General features: G+C 53.2%; 13 protein-coding genes. 2 read left to right on the top strand and 11 right to left on the bottom strand.

The features are described from left to right. Positions 1-48 precede the first annotated feature (48 nt). The gene (locus tag DXA36_RS18355) at positions 49-1,680 is read right to left on the bottom strand and encodes an extracellular solute-binding protein (protein WP_118680936.1); all 1,632 of its coding nucleotides are present in this window, start codon (positions 1,678-1,680) and stop codon (positions 49-51) included. Between the two features lie 386 nt (positions 1,681-2,066). Between DXA36_RS18355 and DXA36_RS18345 the strand changes: the two genes are divergently transcribed. After that, positions 2,067-4,268 (top strand): helix-turn-helix domain-containing protein, encoded by a 2,202-nt coding sequence (locus DXA36_RS18345; protein WP_118680934.1) that lies wholly within the window; start codon positions 2,067-2,069, stop codon positions 4,266-4,268. Here the strand turns inward: DXA36_RS18345 and DXA36_RS18340 are convergent. The 10 genes from DXA36_RS18340 to DXA36_RS18295 form a co-directional block, all read right to left on the bottom strand. After that, complete coding sequence (locus tag DXA36_RS18340; RefSeq protein ID WP_118680933.1) at positions 4,234-4,734, bottom strand: alpha-L-rhamnosidase C-terminal domain-containing protein; 501 nt, start codon at positions 4,732-4,734, stop codon at positions 4,234-4,236. The genes DXA36_RS18345 and DXA36_RS18340 overlap by 35 nt on opposite strands. 18 nt (positions 4,735-4,752) lie before the next feature. Continuing rightward, the gene (locus DXA36_RS18335; protein ID WP_118680932.1) at positions 4,753-6,456 is read right to left on the bottom strand and encodes an alpha-L-rhamnosidase-related protein; all 1,704 of its coding nucleotides are present in this window, start codon (positions 6,454-6,456) and stop codon (positions 4,753-4,755) included. 37 nt (positions 6,457-6,493) lie between these two features. Further along, entirely contained in the window at positions 6,494-9,607 is a 3,114-nt protein-coding gene (locus DXA36_RS18330) for a hypothetical protein (protein ID WP_118680931.1), read from the bottom strand. Further along, positions 9,604-10,965: a GH1 family beta-glucosidase gene (locus DXA36_RS18325; RefSeq protein ID WP_118680930.1), complete on the bottom strand. Its 1,362-nt coding sequence runs from the start codon at positions 10,963-10,965 to the stop codon at positions 9,604-9,606. The genes DXA36_RS18330 and DXA36_RS18325 overlap by 4 nt, the downstream gene beginning before the upstream one ends. A 391-nt stretch (positions 10,966-11,356) precedes the next feature. Beyond that, the gene (locus DXA36_RS18320; RefSeq protein WP_118680929.1) at positions 11,357-12,643 is read right to left on the bottom strand and encodes a S8 family serine peptidase; all 1,287 of its coding nucleotides are present in this window, start codon (positions 12,641-12,643) and stop codon (positions 11,357-11,359) included. Between the two features lie 230 nt (positions 12,644-12,873). Further along, entirely contained in the window at positions 12,874-13,602 is a 729-nt protein-coding gene (locus DXA36_RS18315) for a hypothetical protein (RefSeq protein ID WP_118680928.1), read from the bottom strand. Then, positions 13,595-15,781, bottom strand: a complete 2,187-nt coding sequence (locus DXA36_RS18310; protein ID WP_118680927.1) for a hypothetical protein — start codon at positions 15,779-15,781, stop codon at positions 13,595-13,597. The genes DXA36_RS18315 and DXA36_RS18310 overlap by 8 nt, the downstream gene beginning before the upstream one ends. Then, positions 15,778-16,644, bottom strand: coding sequence for an ATP-binding cassette domain-containing protein (locus tag DXA36_RS18305; protein ID WP_118680926.1), 867 nt, complete (start codon positions 16,642-16,644; stop codon positions 15,778-15,780). The genes DXA36_RS18310 and DXA36_RS18305 overlap by 4 nt, the downstream gene beginning before the upstream one ends. Before the next feature lie 353 nt (positions 16,645-16,997). After that, complete coding sequence (locus DXA36_RS18300; RefSeq protein ID WP_118680925.1) at positions 16,998-17,462, bottom strand: C-GCAxxG-C-C family protein; 465 nt, start codon at positions 17,460-17,462, stop codon at positions 16,998-17,000. Between the two features lie 12 nt (positions 17,463-17,474). Continuing rightward, positions 17,475-17,981: an SEC-C metal-binding domain-containing protein gene (locus DXA36_RS18295; protein ID WP_182479145.1), complete on the bottom strand. Its 507-nt coding sequence runs from the start codon at positions 17,979-17,981 to the stop codon at positions 17,475-17,477. A gap of 576 nt (positions 17,982-18,557) precedes the next feature. On the opposite strand from DXA36_RS18295, the gene DXA36_RS18290 reads away from it, so the two are divergent. Then, complete coding sequence (locus DXA36_RS18290) at positions 18,558-19,847, top strand: MFS transporter (protein WP_118680924.1); 1,290 nt, start codon at positions 18,558-18,560, stop codon at positions 19,845-19,847. Positions 19,848-19,884 lie beyond the last annotated feature (37 nt).

Genomic DNA, 19,884 nt, shown 5'->3' with positions numbered 1-19,884 from the left:
TAACCGTTTTTTCGGCCTGGTTGCTTTTATGCATGGTGCTATGGGAGTTTACTTTCCTGCCGATTTGTTATAGGTATTTTTATAAATATCCGCCAGCTGGTTTCCGCCCATGTTGCCCACCGTCGCCACATATTCCTCCCAGCTGTCCTCCAGGGTGAGTTCGCCGGTTGCAACCTGTGCCACATACTGATCGATATAAGCGTCAATATCCGGTTTGATGGTGGATATGGTCTTGGCATCCGCATCGCTGTAATACATCATCGGCAGCGGAACCGCACCCTTTGCGGCGACCTTTGCCCGCTCTCCGTTCAGATATACTTCATCCGGATCCACCTTTTCGGACATCTTGTCAAACCAGAAATCCGGCTGGATGGAAGGATGGAAGGCCGCGCCCTGTATGGTGCTGCTTGAACGGACTGCAGCGATATCGTCACCATAACCCTGGCCGACGATCCATTCCCAGTTTCCGTCCGCATCCAGCTTCCAGGTCTTTCCTTCGATACCAAGCCATGCCACGATGCCCCCTTCTTCGGTATAGAACTGATCGGCCCAGGCCACCAGGATTTCGGGATTCTCACAGGTATCCGTCAAAACCATTGTTCCCGGCGTAATACCGGTATTCAGGGGATACATGCCGTCCTCAAAGGGTGTCAGGGCGATGTAATCATCGTCGTTATCCCTTCCTACCGTCAGGAAGGCTCCCGCATCAAAGAAGCTTCCCAGCACATCTCCGGACTGGCCGATGGCTCCCTGCTGCTCATGCTTCTGGGTGAATGCATTCTTGTCAAGCAGCCCCTCCTGGTACAGCTTCGCCACATATGCCACATATTCCTTAAAGGTATCGGAGGTGGGGATATAGGTCAGTTCTCCGTCAATAACGGCAGTTTTGGTCCCATAATCATAAGGGATCCCAAAATAGGCAAGCAGCAGATCCGGCTTCACCACATCGGTTGCCGTCAAAGGGATCTCGTCATTCGGATCCCCGTTTCCGTTGGCATCCTCGTTCTTGAAGGCTTTCAGGACTTCGTAAAGCTCATCCAGGCTCTTTGGCTCCTGCAGTCCCAGCCGGTCCATCCATTTCTTATTGATCCAATAGGTGGTCATCGCACCGTTCTGTCTTTCGATATCCGGCAGGGAATAAATATGTCCGTCCGAGGATGTGATATAATCCCAGCCGTTTGTTTCGTCCAGCCTGGCACTGAGGTTGGGCGCATATTGCTTAATCAAATCCTCCAGAGGAACAAACAGTCCCTGTTTTCCGTATTTTTCAAGATCATTGGCATCAAAGCCGGCCTTGAAAAACATATCCGGATATTCTCCCGAAGCAAGGACCAGATTTCTCTTTTCTTTCAGATCTGCACCCATAACCGACTGGAAATCAAATTTGAGATTGGCATTTTCCGTCACCGTCTGCATAGTGATATTATCCTGCAAATCATATTCCCCATTCATTATGGCAAATACGCTGTATTCCTTTGTCTCCGCCAGCGGGAAGGTCAGGCTATCGCCGGATGTCTGGCTTTCCCCCGCCTGCGCGGCTTCCTCCGCCGTCCCTTCCGCCGCCTTGCTGCTTTCCGGGGCGGCCCCGGCGTCCGATGTCTCCTTCGCCGCGCCGCAGCCTGCCAGGGAAACAACCATTGCCGCCGCGCACAACAGGGCCGTAAGCTTTTTCATTTTCATAAGTAATACCTCCTGTTTTTTGTCAATATACCGTTATCGGCTCACCCATCTGATGCTGTCCGGAGGCGCCTCTCCTTTGTGAGCATGGCTTTATTATAGGTAACACCGTACCGTTTCCACAAGACACATGATTATGGGCTTACGGATAAATACGGTATCGGGGGATCCTGTCAGGGAAGCCGCATATTTACGGTATTTGTGCGGCAAGCGTACAAATAACAAAAAAAATTTTTGAAAACTGTTCCGTCCATCCGGCCGGGATAACCGGCCCGCATTATTGCGCCCGATTTCCATTTATTGTATGATAGGAACTGTGCAGTAAATGTACAGACCTGCTGAAGAGTTACATAGATGTCCTATATTCCCGGGTATGCAAAGGAGAGCATATGAAATACTGCATCCGTTTTTTTTCAAACAGTAAACATTCCACTCTGATCAAATATTTCCTTTCTTATTTTATTATCCTGAGCATCCTGTTTCTCGGTTTTTTCCTCGCCGTACGCATCCAGCTGAACCGTATCTATTTTAAGGATTTAAACGATCGGACCGACAAACGGCTGAACAATGTCATGCTTCAGCTGGAGGACGATCTGTCCAACATCAATCAGGTGCAGTCCCTTCTGTCCAAGGATATCAATCTTGTCCTTTCCCGTTATAAAAATGAAAACTGGTACAACTATCAGGCCGCCCAGCGCATGAATGAATATACGGTGAGTAACAGCTTCATCGACACGATTTGTTATGTGGACAATAAAACCGAAAGCATCCTCTCCTCCGGCAAGCATGTTTATAAACAGGACGGTATCTACTATATCTATACCGGTTCCCATTATCTTCCGTTCCCGCTGGTGCAGTATGCCGGTTCGAATAAAAGCCAGCTTATCTACCTGTCGGACGAAACCTCCGGTCTGCTGATTTACCTTCCTTATAGCAGCAATATGGAGTCCTACTGCATTTTTTATATCATCAGTATGAAGGAGCTTCAATCCACGCTGGAGGCCGGCAGCTTCAACGGCATCAATTCCGTCTGTCTTGTCACGCCGGACAACCAGATCATCTCAGGCATTCATGAGGATGCCATCCTGCCTTACCTGGACGGCCTGAAAAAAGAAGCCGGGCGGTATCCGATTGATTCCGACGATACCATGTTTGTATACACAGGCCTCCCCGGCAGCCTGACCCTTCTGGCCCTTTCCTCCAACAAAGCCATCTTGGGACAGGTCAGCCTGGCGTTCCGCAATACCTACCTGATTCTCGTCCTGCTGGCCACCTGCGGAATCTTCCTCATACTTTTCTCCATGCGTATTACCTACTGGCCTCTCCACAAGCTTCTTACCAAGCTGGTGGACACGCCGATGCCGGGCCGCAGCTACGTGGAGCAGATAGACGCCGCCTTTACCACCGCGCTTTCCGAGAAAAATAAGCTGCAGAAAAAGCTGGACAAGTACAGGTTGTCCATGCAGAAATCCATCCTGGATTCCATCGTATCCGACAACAGCAATTCCCGGATGAACGGGCTTCTGGATATCGACCGGTTTTTCAGCGATGAGCCGGACAATATGATATTTGTCCTCACCGTCAGTCATCCCAGGAAAAGCTGCAATCCCAATGACGTCATGGTTTTTCTGGAAAATGCCCTGCCTGACAAAAATTCCTGCGCCCTGCTGGAAGCCGGTAAAAACCGGAGTGTCTTTATGATCAATTATCCGGGGATTGAAGAAAACAAGGATGAGGTCATCCGCCTTCTCCTGTGGGATTACTGCAGCGAAACCGGATGCCGGGCCGCGGTCAGCAACGGCGCCTCCTCCCCTCTGGAAATCCCTTATCTCTATGAAAACGCCCTGCTGGCCGATAAATACCGCCAGGAGGAAGCGGTGGTTTCCTATGGGGAAATAGCCCCCCGGATCCCTTCCCCTTCCAATCTGGCGTATCCGTATAAAAAGCTGGATGCTCTTGCGCTCTGCCTGAAAACGCCTGAATTTACACAGGCACGCCGGCTGAAGGAAGAGCTTTTTACCCAAATTGACAGCGCCTCCGAAAACGGGACTCTTTTTCCGGATTTCTTTATCCGGTGCGTACTGATCGATATCCTTACCATCATTACCAATGCCATGAACCGTATGAATATCAAATTCAAAAATTACAGCGATCTCTACTATGAAACCCTGTATCTGTGCCGGAGCTGTCCGTATCAGGAAAAAGGGGGAGAGGTGTCCCGGAATGTGGATGAACTGCTGGCCGCCTTTGAAGCGGAATATGCGAATTCTGCCGTACATGCTTCGCAGATCATGGAAATCCTCCGGGAAGGCTATACCTCACCTGATTTTTCCATATCGGTGCTCGCCGACAAATTCGAAGTCAGCATCGCCTATATGAGTTACCTGTTTAAGAAAAAATTCAACAAAAACTTTTCCGATTATCTCTGGGAGCTGCGTCTGGACAAAGCAAAGGACATGCTTCTCCATTCAAGCATGCCCATTGATCAAATCAGTGTCCGTGTAGGATATATTAACGTGTCCAGCTTCCGGCGCAAATTCAAGCAGGAAACAGGTATTACGCCTTCCCAGTTCCGCAATGGGAAGGGATGACCAGAGACAGCCGGTTTCCTGCGGTTATCTCTTCCGTAGTCTCCCTGTTCTCCCCATTGACCGTCATGTACCGGCAGCCCCTGAATTCCCGGGGGATACGGGCCTCTATCCGATAGCCCCGGGGGGCGCTCATTTCCATGCGCATTCCATCCCCGTCCGTCCGCCAGTATGCGCTGATGCGTCCGTCCGCCGTATCCATTGTGCCTTTGGCCCACCGCAGGCTGCCTGTCCGGGGCGCGAAACGCACTGCCTTCTGTACCCTGTCCGGTATTTCCATTCCCAAAAAGCCCCGCATGAGCAAGGCACCATAATACGCGCCGAAGCCATGATTCCTGCTGTCCGTACCGCTGAGTGTCTCCCCTTTTTCCGCCGTAAAATCACACCGGAAGGCCGCCAGTGTATCCGGCTTATCCGCCCTGCCCGGCACAAAAACTGGCTTTGCTTTGCAAAATAGTCCTTCTTCCATATAAATACCTCCTGCTAATCAGGTGCCGGAAAGCACAGTCACTCCTGCCGGCGCCTTAATTTTCGTCTCCACACTGCCGTCCTTCCTTTTTTTATGGGAGATACGGACGATACCCATAGGCGTGGGAAAGGTTCCTTTTGCCCAGGACAAATCCCCCAGATGCGGTTTGATTTCCAGCACCCGGCAGCCCGGCTTTACAATCCTGACCCCCAGGATATTTTCGGTCAGCCACGGCGTTACCCCGGAAGCCCAGCCGTGGCAGAGACTGTGCCGGTACCCCTTATAACAGTACGCCCCGTAGGTTCCGTGCACATCCGTTTCCCCTGCTGCCGGGAGGCGGTCGATAGGCGCCGCCGCTTCCATCCAGTTTATATCAAAATCCTCCCAGAACGTGGTAGCCCCCAGCTTCAGCATCCCGCCCCAATAGTCCCGGATACAGGAAAGGCAGCCCTCATAATCCCCCGCCATGCCGCGGGCCGTCAGAATATAATAGCCCATAAAGGTGGACATTCCCTGTGCACCGCCCACGGAAAGGATTTCCCGGTTCATTTCCCCTGCCTCCCGCAGCCCGGCCAGGACAAGCAGTGCCGCCGCCTGCTTGGATCCGCCGGAAGCAACCGGGAAGCAGCCCAGCCGCTCAACATCCCTTTCACAGCGTTCTGCAAGTTCCTGTTTCCCCAGAATAAGGAACAGCTTATGCAGGCGGTCCGCCGCCAGCCGGTGAAGGGCCTGCACGCCCGCATCCACCGCTTCCGGCTTATCGCTGGACGGCCAGTCCAGGAAACGTCCTTCCGTCACCGTATCCTTCCCGTCCGCTCCAATACAGTCCGTCAGCTGCCTGCTTATGCCTTCCAGATACGCTTCCTGGTTCTTCAGCCACGCCCGATCACCGGTATACAGAAACCAGTCATATACGATGACGGCATACCACATGGTGTAACTGGCCATCCCGTTCATCCAGCCCGGCAGAGGGGTCTCTTTTCGGATAAAATCAAGGCTTCCGGCAACGGATGCATCCGCTCCGAAAACGGTCCGTATGGTCAGCGTCTCCGGATGCATATCCCCCACCCATACCAGACGGTCCCTCTTAATCCCGTCCCAGATATATTCCTGCATGTTCAGATGCACGGTATAGGCTCCCACGTCCCAGATACGGTTCAGCAGCGGATCGCTGCACGAAAAGCTGCCCCGGTAGGGGACATCCTTATAAACAAGCACACCGGCCACCGACTTCAGGGAAAGCTGCACATCCTTTTCCTCCAGATCAAGCCTCACAAAACGGAAACCCGTTTCCCCGATCCGGTTCATGCTCATCATGCCGATTTCCGTATGGATATCCCTTCTGGCATGATCGTTGGTGGCATTTCCTTCCCCGCCCGGCTCGCTCATGGCCTCCATTACCGATTCCCCGAACCGCACCCTGACCTTCGCTCCCCTGCCCGTGCTGTCCTGCCAGGCAAGGATCCGGATCCCGCCGTGGATTTCATAACCGAAATCCAGCAGCAGGGATGCCGGGCCGTCCGAGCTGTCCATCACGAAAGGCTCATGGGCCGCAAGGGATATCTGCGGTTCCCTCTCCGTTAAAAGAACCTCCTCATGGGACACCTTCCCCTGCTTCCAAACCACGCTGCGCGGCAGCAGGTATACGGCCTTCCTTTCGTCCGGGTGAAGCGTATCCGTTGTTTCCTTATCCATAACCCTGAAAATTGTCCTGTTATCCATGCGCTTCTTCCTCTCTCTGTAAGGGTACTTTACCCGGTTACCTTTCTTTCGATAACGGTTCCGACACGTCGGGACGTCCGGTTCGTTCCTTCCAAAGGACAGGAGCCTTCAAAATCCCCTGCCGGATCCGTACATAGGAATCCCTCCATGCCTTTCCTTCCGTCATGAAATTGCCGGGACCGTATGCAGAAGCAACAGCCGGCCATTCGTGCAGCGGCCCGAAGGTATTCCGCCTTCCGAATATTAGCTCCACTGCTTCCGGTTCTTCCACTTCCGCCTCATAGGGCGCCTGTATCATAAGCGCTTCCTCTTTCCCGAGTACCCGGATGCAGGCCGCATGGGTACCCGCCATACGGATCCGGTAAAGCCCCTTTCCCAGATCCGGCAGCTTAAGGCGGATGCGGCCGGAGTAAAACGGAAGTCCCTGATCCCCGATATCCCCTGCCTTCAGCCGCGGGGGCAGTCCGGTCAGCACAGCCTTTTTCCCGCCGTCCGCCAGTCTCACGCCGAAGCGGCCCAGCAGATAGACGGCTTCGATTCCGCCTGTCTTATAATAGGCATATGTAATTTTTATAACATTGACGCCCTTCTTCACACAGCCGGAAGGCAGGACGATTCTGTCAAAGCAGCTGTCCAGCCATTTACCCGCCGACTGCACGGGAATCTCCCTCTCTCCCAACGAAAGCCCCGTCACATGCTCCCTATCCTCCAGGGCCAGGAAGCATTCCTCCGGGACGGTCTCCGCCTCAAACCGGTATTCCAGAACGACTTCCTTCAGCGGCTTTTCCGGTATCCCGTTTTTCTTTTCTTCATACCAGGGCTGCAGCATCTCCCCGCCCCGCCACGGGATTCCCAACGTATCACGAAGCGCCCGGTCCGCTTTCAGAACCTCCTGCCGGGGCAGCATCGTGCCGTCCTGCGTGGTGATGCGCACCTTGTCCAGCACACATACATTTTCTTCCGACAGCCGGTAATCATATTCCTCCGGCAGGCCGTCCACCCGTTCCCAGACATGCGGCTCCGGGATTGGACACGCCCGGTCCCGTCCGGCTATGACAAGGAGCTTCTCCTCCCCGGCCGCAAAAGAAAGCGGAATTTCCAGCCGGCCGCCCTTTTTCCGGAAGCGGCATGCCCATATCTTTCCGGTCTTTGCATCCCATAGCTCCGGCCATCCCTCCTCTTCCAGGGAAAGCACCAGTCTCCCTGCGGCGTGATCCCGATCCAGGTTCAGCAGGAACAGATAAGTCTCCTTCCCGGCCTTTCTGCACTGTACCGCAACCCGGGAAGCCCTTTTCCCGGTAATGCTTATCTTGCCGTCCGAACAGCATTCGGTGATACGTGCTTCCTCAAAGGGGATCCGCACCGCCTTTTCCGCGAGGCTACGCACCTTATCCGTCGGGAGAACATCCACATAGCCGGGAACCTCACCGGCAAAAACAAGCCTGCCGCCCTGTTCCCGGAATTTAGCGAGCAGCTCTAAGGTGGAGGATCGCATAGTCTCCATTCCGGTCACAAGCACCGTATGGTAAGCGCTCTTTCCCACATAAAGAATTCCGTCCCGGACGCTTCCGTGCCTGGCCATCATATCCTCTTCCCCATAGTCAAAATCAATATGGCTGCTTATTAGGATCCGAAAGGTATCCCGGTATCTTTCTTCCAACCGGATAATCCCCTCCCCAACGGCTTCCAGCCCCCGGAATGCACCGCAGCGGGAACGTGCCCACACACTCTCTATGGGATTTAACACCAGAACGCCGCAGACCGGCTCGGTATCCGAAAGGAGCGCATGGATTCGGGAAAAATAATCCTCCAGCTTCCGGTATTCCGGATACCATGCACTCTGGAAAAAGATACTTGCCGGATAATCCCGTTTGGCCTCGCCCTTCATGGTATACCAGGAAAGATGAGGACAGCGCAGATTGATGCCGAACAAGGCCTGCCAGTCCCCCACCTGCTTATAATCCTCCAGATCCATCTGCCAGCCGGTACAGCCGTACAGCTCGGAAAGGATCCATTTCTTATCCAGCTGCCTTGCCACAGAGGCGATCTGCTTCACAATCCACCAATTGTCATTTTTTTCGGTAAGAACGTCCACGCCGGGATAATCCATATATTCGTAAAAACGCATCAGGGAGCCCTGCATCACGGTCTGTGCCGTCAGGCTGTCCTCATGCAGCACATGTCCGGTGAAGAGCAGCTTGTTCGCCGAACACCAATCCTGAATAGGCTGCGCGAAATTCTCCAGGAACAGTTCCTGACACAATTCAATATAATCCCTCGCCGTCCCGGACAATTCTTCTCCCGTGTACCGGAAAAAAAGCTCCGGCAGCTTCTCCTTCAGGCTGTAGCCAAACCGTTTCTTATATTCCGGGAACAGGGATGGGGTATAAGGCACCGCCGTTTCCTTCCCGCCGGAAAACTCGGAGAAAAGCGGCCCTCTGTGCGGTTCATCCGTAAAGATTCCCGGAATGCTTTTTCCCAGCCGGGATCCGCATTCTGACGCATACCGTTCATGCGTGAGCTGCATATAATGCCCCACTGCTTTTCTGTTCATGGTATCCAGATACGTGTATCCGTTATAATTGTCACTGCATGCTGCCGGAACCACGGTAAAAACCACCGCCGTCTCCCCGTTCTCCAGAGGCTCTCCCGGCTTCAGGGGGCGCACCTTCTGCATGTCCCCGTCCCGGAATACAACAGCAAATACAGCAGGCTCCTCCTCTGCCGCAAAGTCCCCCTCCTTCTTACAAGGATTTTGTTCCATGGACAGCTGTGCGTCCATCCATTCCTCCGGGGTATATCTTTTCATTTCCAGGAAGGACGCCCGGTATTCCGGCTGCTGCGTCGCCATACCGCCGGCAGAACCGGAGGGCCAGCGATCCTCATCATACAGCCAGGCCTCCATTCCTTTCTCCGCCGCATAGTCCGCACAGCGGCGCGTCAGCCGGAACCATTCCTCCCCCAGATATTCCGTTTCCAGCCCGGTCCTGGAATGCATAAAAAAACCGCCGAAGCCCATCTGCTCAAAAATATCGATCTGACGCAGCAGCTCCTCCTCCGTAAGTTTCCCGTTCCATGCCCAGAAGGGCTTCCCCCTGTATTCCTTTGAAGGGTTCTCAAAAAGCTTCTGTCTGTCCTCTATCCCCATCATTTTTCTCCCTCTTTCCAATCCATTTCTCCGGATCCCGCAACCTGTGCGTACCATTTGCCGCTGTCCTTTACCAAACGCTCCTGCGTGTCGAAATCCACATGTACCAGGCCAAAGCGGCTTTCAAAGCCGGCACACCATTCCCAGTTATCCAGCAGCGACCAGACATAATATCCCCGGATATCCGCGCCCTCCTCCATGGCCCTGGCAATCCAGTACAGGTTTCCCCTGAGATATTCGATCCGCTGCGTATCCCGTATCCTTCCCCCGTCCTGCACCTGTTCCCCGCAGTTGCAGGTGCCGTTCTCCGTAATATAAACAGGAATGGCAAGCTGATACTCCTTCCTGAGCATTTCCACGGCTTCATAAACAGCTCTCGGATAATACTCCGTTCCGTTTTCCATGAAATTCCCGCCGTTTTTCTTCCGATCCGGCACGGCTTCCGGCTCCGCACAGTCCAGGACACGGTTGTAGCAGTTCAGCCCGAAAAAGTCCAGCGGCTGGCGGATCCGATCCATATCCCCGTCTTTTATCACGGGCATACAGTCTTTTTCTTCCATATACTGCAGCAGCTCCTGACGGTAACAGCCCTTTAGCACCGGATTCAGATAGGAACGGAAGGTTTTCTCATTTTCAAGGCGCGCAATTTCACAGTCCCTGTCATTGTCCGGGCGCAGGGGGTAATGCTGCCAGATATCCACGACGATACCCGCCTTACTCTCTTTCAGGTTCTCCTGCCGGAACCGCCTTATCGCCTCCCCATGCGCCAGCAGGATGTGATGGTTTGCCTGCCTCCCGTATTTTTCCAGCCGAAAGCCCGGTGCAAAACCTCCCAGGGCATATCCCACATAGGTTGCAATGGGTTCATTGACGGTCGCCCACATAGGGACCGCATCCCCGAACTCCCGGTACAATAGGGACGCATATTCTCCGAACCAGTCCGCCACATCCCTGTTCAGCCAGCCACCCAGCCGTTCCAGCTCATAAGGAAGATCCCAGTGGTAAATGGTGGCATTCGGTATCATATTCCGTTTCCACAGCCCGTCAATAAACCTTTTATAATAATCCAGGCCCTTCTGATTGACCTTTCCCTTTCCCTCCGGCAGAATCCGGGGCCAGGAAAAAGAAAAACGGAAGCTGTTCAGGTTCATACGCTGTGCCAAATCCAAATCCTCTTCGTATCTGTGATACAGATCACAGGCGTTTTCCGGCGTGGAGCCGTCCGCGATATTGCCCGGGATCCGGGCAAATGTGTCCCAGATCGAAAGCCCTTTCCCCTCTTCCCGGGCTGCTCCTTCCAGCTGTGCGGCACTGGTGGCCGTACCGAATAAAAAATCCTTGGGAAATCTGATCGTTTCCATATCTGTCTTTTTCTCCTTTATCTGAAAATCATTTCTTTCCCTTCCTTCAGCCTGCCTCTGCTTACCATCCGCACCGGCAGGCTGTAATACTTCCGTATTAGGTTAATAGTACCAATACCGGGGGAGGAAAACAACTCACAAGATTTTATCCGGTCTTTCCGATTTTTGCACCCCTGATCCCTTTCTTACAGACAGCGCAGCAGACGGGCTGTCCTGCCGAACCGTTACCCTTACGTACAATATTTATATAAGCCATAAAAATGATGTATGCAGGCACGGCCCAGGCCTGTGCGTCTGTCCTCCCCGCAAAGCGGGCTTACAGACGTCTTGCATATGCACACTCCAAAAAGGCCCCGCCGGCTGCGCCGGCGGGGCGGATACAAGGATGCTGTCAGGAAGTTGTCTGCAGGGAAGAAATAAGGGCCTGGGGATTGATGACATGGAAGGTGTAGCTTTGGCTGCCTCCCGGCTGTGTGCGTGTAATTTCTGTGGACGTATCCATGGCGGCGCGATAGAATTCCTCCGGTCCTATGTCAGGCCTGACCTGGCAGCAAAGCGCATAGATCCCCGCCACATAGGGTACGGTCCAGCTCCAGCCTCCGTCGGCATAATACACATACGTGTCCCCCGACATATCCGCGGTGGTACGGCCGTCCATGGGAACCAGAAGGGAATTGACAAACATATCCGCGCTGGCCCACTGCCAGGAACCCAGGGTATAATTGGCAACCGAATCCGGATCGCCTGCAGGATCGATTTTTCCCAGCCCGGCGAACGGCGCTTCCGTATGAAACGCAGAAAAGAAATCGTAGTTTTGTTCCGTGGATGTGGTAAGGACAAACATCCCTTCCTTTTTTGCCCGATCTATCGCGTCAAGCAGTACCTGCAGCCGTTTGTCCTCCTCCTCTTCCCCGGTAAGGGCATAGCCTCTGGCAATAGCGATTACCCGGATTTTATCGTCGGCCGGCAGCGTCTTATTCACTTCGATAATACGGTCAATCACACGGGCATATTCTTCCCAGGCAAGATTGTTTTCCCCCTCCTCTTCCCAGCTTATCACATTATCGAACCCCCAGAAATAGAGCTTCGCATCCGGCGCCACCCCGCAGTGCTCTCCCACCGCCAGGGATGCGAGCGCCGCAGCATGCATCGAACCCGTCTGGTTGGGCGTTACATGCATTTCCTCATAAAGGGCCAGCTTTGACGCATATTCGGGATGATCGGTATAAAGGACCTGATCAATGACAGCGATAGACACCCCTTTTCCGGTGATCCCCCGGTCATGCAGGCCGCCTACCCCCAGTCCCGGTGATTTCCCTGCTTCCAGGCATTCTTTCGCGGGGAAGGCATCCTGCAGGCCGTCCGGGAAAACCGTATCTTCATTGAAAGTAATATTGGGAATACAGCCTTCCAGCCGCGCCTTTTCCTCTGCGGTCATATTCCTGCCGTCATACCACCGGATATCCGCATGATCCTCTTCCAGGGAAATATACTCCTTACTGCGGTACTTCCGTATATCCTCCGCGGCCTCCACCCGGCGCGCAAGGCCGCTGCCTGATTCGGTCAGGCAGTCCGCAAATTTTTCATTCCCCGCCGTGCCGCCGCTCGGGCTCCTCCCGCAGGAAACACAGAAAAAAATGAGAAAAACAGGCAGTAACAGTGTAAAGAATCGTTTCATTTTGGCTCCCGTCCGCGCGCACCGCGCGCTTTGAAATTATCGAAAGGGAAATGCAGTGTATTATAACCCCTCCGCCATTCTATTGTAATAGAATATATTTTCATTCTACTCCGATAAAATGCGATTGTCAAGCACCTGCTTTGATACGAGTCTTTTCCAATAATAAAACAGCAAAAACCGGCACACATAACCGCCGGACAAACAGCCGGTTACATGTGCCGGAAATCATTTCAGCCCTTACCCTTCTGCCTGCGCTGCCGCCATACCGCCAGAAAAAGGAATCCCATTCCAACAAGGAGAAAAACCACCCTTGCTGCAAGCATGCCGGCCGGCATGGAAAAGGCCGGATCGGTCTGTTGCAGGGTGAGCGGATATTCCGTAAAGAAAGAATATCCATAGAGATCAAGGTTCCCGGGAAGAGGAATAAAACCAACGCCCAGCGCAAACGCCATCCATACAAACAACAGGGAGGAGCGTATATGACCGGCCAGCAGTCCGGTCCCCGTCAGAAATACAAGCGGGGGCAGCAGGGCGGCCGCCGCCGTCAGCAGCAGCATTCCCACAGGCACGCTGTCGTGAAACAGCGCCAGCAGGAAGCCGATCCCCAGCGCGGTAACACCCAGTGCCAGCAGCAGCCAGGCGGTAGCTGCGGCAGCACATTTTACAAGGAGATACTGTCCCGGTTCTGCGGGAGACGCGTCGGTGAGGCTCCAAAACCGCCGGGCCTTTTCATTGCACTGGTTCCACTGGAAGAACAGCAGCGCCACGCCCAAAAGCGGCATCAGCCGGGCCAGATACGCCCCGAAGGTCCAGGGCGAAAACGGGGCGGTATGGGCGACGCCCCGGATAACGGTAGTCTGCAGGATATTCCAGCCGAAAAACAGACATACGGCCAACAGTCCCCAGAAGAATTTTCCGCGCACAGTCCGGCGCAGTTCATACAGATATATTTTACTCAAGCTTCAAATCCTCCTCCGTAAGATTACAGGCGTCAAGGAAATCCTGCCATGTCAGATAGGGATAGGACGGATTGGTCTCTCCGGTAAACAGCCCGGACAGGATACGGTCCATAGCCGCCTCGCCGCCCACCAACTTTTCCGCCTTCAGGATTTTCAGCGGCATTTCACAATACTGCCGGACAGTGGACTGGCTGTTGGCGATATCGGCTTTGTACTGTTCCGGCAGCGCCGACAGGAACCGGGGATTGCGGACATAAAAATCCTGGTAATACGCATCCACCTGGGACTGCCACACATCCACATAATACGTCCGGGCATAATCCGCGCCGTGAAGCTCCTTCATCAGCCGATAGGTCGTGTAAACCGTCAGCCCTTCACTGGACCAGGGATCCGACGCGGAGGAGGATTCGATCATGTTACCCAGGCCCCACCACTGATGGATGATTTCATGGGCCATGACTTCGCTTCCCCCGGCACCCTTCAGCGGATCCTTAAGGCCCTCTTCGCTGAAGCTGTCCTCTCCCATAACGCTGGCGCCTCTGCCTGCATAGCCGCCGCCCACTGTTCCGATCTCTATGAGGCGCATACCCTCTTCCCCATAAAAAGACAGGGGGCCGTAGTGACTGGTACAGTATTCAAATACCTGTTTCAGCGTTTCCCTTACGTTGCATTCTTCCATAACTTTCCGGTGTTTGGCACTGTAGTAAAATTCCACGTCCAGCCCCGCCGCCTCGATCTGCTCGGAGACATAATCACCGGCATAGAGTATCAGGCTCCATCCCGAAGTCTGCAGCAGCCACTGGGTGGATCCGGCATCTGACTCCCCGGCTTTTACGGTACCGGTTCCGAACAAAACCGGTGTCATTTTGTCCGGTAACGTGATTTTTGCCGTAAAGGGTGCGCGTTCCATGGTACTTTCCACAAAATCACGCGGCATGGGTGAAAAATCCTGGTGGGCCAGGTAAATATAATCATCGCTGATCTCACACTCTCCCTGAGACAGGGACATTATGCTCCACTCCTGCGGAAATCCCCCGTATTCTACCGTCAGTTCCATGTCCTCATCGGCAGGGATATCCAGCTCGATAGTTTTCTCATTGATATCATCATCCTGAAGATCCCTGAAAGGTACGGTTTTTCCGTTGGCGACAGCGGACCGCACGGTATAACCGGGATTCAGCCAGAGTGAAATAGTCTGAGGCTGTCCGGAATCATTATGCAGGGTATAGGTGGCCTCCGCCTGAAGGGTACCGCGGGAAAGGGACGGCTTCGCATCCACCGATATAGCGGAATAGGTTACATGTTCGTTGTAGGCAAAATTTTCATGTGCCTCATAATCGATTTCCTCCCTGCTGTTATCGACAAAAGGCTGCTTTACATAGGCCAGACAGCCCATTACCGTCAGAACAACACCCAACAGGGGAAGATAAAATATCCGCACGTTCCGCAGAAGCGAACCGGCAGGACCTTTTCCATACCGGCGGACGCACAGCAGACACAGACACCAGATCCCACCCAGCGTAAACAGCCAGAACAGCCGGTTCCATCCCAGGGACATGAGCCTGCGGTTATTTCCGAAATCGTCGGAGAGATAAACCAAAGCGGGATTTACCCACCGCAGCAGCCAGTTCCCGGACCAGGCGGTCAGGCTTAAGAGAAAAAAGCCCACAAAAGCTATCAATGTCACATCCAGTCTCCGGATGAGCTGATAGGCCGCAGCGGTAAACAGGATAGAAAACCAGAGAGCGGGCAGCATCACCAGCAGATATACCGCCGCACACAGTCCCGGACGGAATGCCGGGCCGGCCGTTAAGGCTGTGATCGGAATCCAGACGGCCAGAACCCCTGTCATCACCGCTGCTGCCGCTGTCAGCAGGGCCAGGGTGCGGGAAGCTTCCGCCGTTATAGGCAAAACCATGGATTCCGTAAGCACATCAGTGCGGCTGCGATGGACGCGGTCCAGTTCCAGCACGGTGAGCAGCGCAAAAAGGAGCGCGCCGGCCAGCGCACCGCCCAGAGCAGGATTGGCGAGTGCCGTACTGTTGTGTGAGCCGGACAGAGGGGTATAGATAGTCAGCCCCGCCGCCGGTGCCGCCAGTGTGAAGCACAGGACTGCCCAGGTCAGCCTGCTTTTAAAGAGCCGCCCCAGCTCCACCCGGAAAAGAGAATAGAATTTCATTGTGTTTTCCCCTCCTGTGTAATGAGATACAGATAGGCATCCTCCAGTGTGGGTTCCACACTGCGGGCCTCCTGCGGCAGAACCTCCGCCACGCCCCGGCACAGCACACCTTCCACCGTATTTACCCGTGAGATGATATGCAGGGCGGATTCCTTTCCGTCGCCGGCCTGTTCCAGGAGAACCCCCACATGTCCCCTGGCCCGGAGGATCAATTCCTCAGGCCTGCCGGTAAACAGAATCTTCCCCCGGTCTATCACAATGAGCCTGTCACATACCGACTGCACATCCTCTATGATATGCGTGGACAGCAGCACCAGTTTATCCTGGGCCGTTTGGGAAAAAAAGTTTCGGAACCGGATACGTTCCTCCGGATCCAGGCCGACAGTTGGCTCGTCAAAGATCAGAAATTCCGGTTCCCCCAGCAGCGCCTGGGCAATTCCCACCCTCTGACGCTGCCCGCCGGACAACGTCCGGATACGCGCTTTTTTCTTTTCTTCCAGTCCGGTAGCCGCAATGGCGCGTTCGACAGCCTCACCGCTGTCACGTATCCCCTTCAATGCCGCCATATAATCCAGGAATTCCCGGATTGTCAGTTCGTCATACAGCCCGAAATCCTGCGGGAGATAACCCAGCTTTCCCTTCAGTTTTTTTTCGCATTTGGACAGAGGTACCTCATCAACCGTTATTTCACCGCCCGTAGGAAGAAGCCCGGCTACAAGCAGCTTCATCAGGGTCGATTTTCCCGCGCCGTTAGGGCCTACCAGGCCTACAAGGCTGGGACTTTCCAGCGTCAGGCTGATGTCCTTTAACGCCAGCTTTCCGGTGGGATAGATCATGTTCAGGTGGTTCAAGTGGATTCGCATAGATTCTTTCCTTTCTGACCTCATTCGGTTCCGGGAACAGCCTTCTGTTCCTATTTTTATTCCCGCAGGCAACGCTCCGGACGGATGCGCGATCGCATCCGCTTGACGGCTGCCGCGAGGGTATTTCTCTCTGCTCTGTCTAAAAATATAACAGCTATTTCTTAAAAATGTCTGATCAAAATTCTTAACAAAATCAAACAACCGTAAAAGGACTTTTAATTCTGCTGCGCTTAAAAGGGGATAAACGAAACGTGCTATCGATCTAAAAAATGGCCCGCGATAAAATAACCGCGGGCCATTCCCTGCAGGTGCAGGCTCCTGTATCTTTTATACAGCAGCTCTGCCATACCTGTTTATTCTTCTGTATCCAAAAGCATTTCTTCTATAATATGTGCCGCTTCCGCAACCAGATGGCTGCAGGGCCTGGAGGCGTAATACTGCGCAGTCCGCTCCGTTGGTCTGGCACTATCCTCCCGCTGCATGCCGGCGGGCATTTCCAGAAGTTCACGGCAGATAATACTGCCTCTTTTTTCCCGGAACGCATCGCTCATCCTGCGCACCATTTCATAGGAGCGGGTCTTAGCTTCCTCGTCGGCAGGATCGGTATTCCCCATTTTCAGGCCGGACAGCAGCGCCATGGCGGATACGGTACCGCATACCTCGCGCATGCGCCCTACACCGGCCCCCATAGGTCCGGCAAGCTTCAATGCCGTCTGCCTGTCCATGCCGAAAACATCCGCATAGGTGGCAAAAACAGACTGGGCACAGTTAAAACCGGATTCAAACATGTTAACTGCATCCTGTATCCTGCTTTTCATTTCCTTCCCGCCTTATTTGCCTTTGCCGCAGCATTTCTTATATTTCTTTCCGCTGCCGCAGGGACAGGGATCGTTGGGATATACCTTTTTGTCCTTCACAATCGTGGTGGAAGACTTCTGTTCCTTATAAAGGGCTTTCCTTGTCTCTTCATCAAAAATATCGTTCCACTCTTCCAGCTCATACAGCCAGTCGGCTCCGGCCGCTACCATATTTTTATAAAGAAGCGCTTTATCAAATCCAAGATTTACCGCTGTGTCCTCTTCCATTTCTTCAATCGGATTGGATTCCACAAGGCTGTCGTCAATTCCGTCCAGGAAACCGGTCATGGTCATGATATCAACATCATACTTTTCCGCCAGTTCCTTTACCGTTCCTTTGACCACTTCATCCGGATTTTTTAAAAGCTGTGCGTAAATTTCTTTTTCGCTTTCAAAATAAGCCGCCCAAAGTCTCTGTAAATCTCCTTTGTTGGCTGTCTCGGAATAAGCCATCGATCTCCATTGTTCTAATAATGCCATTTTTATCACCTCGTCCGTGTATTTTCACCGGTCAGGCCCGGTTCCGTCTATCCGGCACTGCCCGCAAAGAGCACTGCCGCTGCAGGATTTACCCCAGCTTTCCCAGCTTTCGCTCAGAATAAAAATAGTATATAACAAAATGTCTGTAAAGTCCAGCAGCGGATTGCAAAGGCGCAGGGATAAAAAAGCGGACAAAAAAAGCCGTGGCATCCTGTTTGAAATATTTTTTTTATTTTGATGTATATTCTTTTTTCTCCGGGTTATACTGTTAATATCATCGGAACCCCCTCCTTTGATGATTCATAAACCGGGCGGCCTCGCCGCCGGCTTATGATTACGCAAGATAAATAATTACTTATCCTCCCATTGCGGGGAGGATTCCTCCCCTAGTTCAGAATCCCGTCTGCAGCAGCAGTGCTGCAGGCGGGATTTTGCATTTCCGGTTTCTGCAATTATTCGTTGCCCTTTTTCCGGCAATGAGATATCATTAGATCAGAGCGTTTTCCTGCTTATGGCCGCGGACGCGGCAGCCGCAGGGAGACAGACAAGACAAACTTACAAAGCGAGGTATCTCTTATGAAGCTCAACACAAAAAGAACCATTCTGGTGGGTCTTGCCTTTCTTTCCATCAGTGCTTTCTGGCAGCTGTACGACAGCATCATCCCGCTGATTCTCAAAAACACCTTCCATATCAGCGATACGATTTCCGGGGGCATCATGGCTGTTGACAATGTGCTCGCCCTGTTCATGCTCCCTTTGTTCGGAAGCCTTTCCGATAAGGTACATACCAGACTTGGCAGACGTACACCGTTTATCCTCTGCGGTACGGCAGCTGCGGTCATTGCCATGCTGTTCCTGCCTTTTTCCGATAATATCGCCTCCCTCGGCCTGTTTGTGACCGCGCTGTGCGTTACGCTGATCGCCATGGGAAGCTACCGTTCGCCTGCGGTTTCCCTCATGCCGGATGTCACGCCCAAGCCTCTGCGATCCAAGGCAAATGCCATCATTAACCTGATGGGTGCGGTCGGCGGAGTCATCTCCCTGATTCTGATTTCCGTCCTCATTCCCAAAACGGGAAAGCCCGATTATTTTCCTATTTTCTTCATTGTAGCGGTGGTTATGGTGGTTTCCGTACTGATCCTGCTTTGGAAAATCAAGGAAAATCCGTTGCGTGAGGAACGGGAAAGGGCCGATCTCCAGCTGGATATCGAAGAAGGCACCGTACAGGAAGAAAGCGAGACAAACGCCCCGATGACTCCTGAGGTAAAAAGGAGCCTGATTCTTATTCTGCTATCCGTTTCCTGCTGGTTCATGGGATATAACGCGGTTACGACGGCTTTTTCCAAATATGCGCAAATTTACTGGGGTATCCAGGGCGGCGGCTTTGCCAACTGCCTGCTGGTGGCTACCATCGCCGCTATTTGCTCCTATATCCCCGTTGGCGCCATTGCATCCCGTATCGGACGCAAAAAAACCATCCTCGGCGGCATAGTCCTTCTCGCTTCCATGTTTGCCCTGGGTGCGGCCGTCAAAGAATACCATGCCTGGATCAACGGCCTTTTTGCCCTCGTTGGCGTGGCCTGGGCCGCAATAAATGTAAACTCCTACCCGATGGTGGTGGAAATGAGCAAAGGCAGCGATATCGGCAAATTTACCGGTTTTTATTATACCTTTTCCATGGCTGCCCAGATCGTTACTCCTATTCTTTCCGGTTTTCTGCTGGAACATGTAGGATACCACACCTTGTTCCCTTATGCGGCCCTTTTCGTAACCGCGGCCTTCTTTACCATGCTGTTTGTCAAGCATGGAGACAGCAAGCCAATTCCGAAAAAAAGCAAGCTGGAAGCCTTTGATGTGGATGACTGAAGGTAACCCGCAGACAAGTCTGAACAGTTACGACAGA

Origin of the sequence: Eisenbergiella sp. OF01-20 (assembly GCF_003478085.1) — a bacterium.
Classification (GTDB): Bacteria; Bacillota; Clostridia; order Lachnospirales; family Lachnospiraceae; genus Eisenbergiella.
This window is presented reverse-complemented; position numbering and strand designations above follow the sequence as displayed.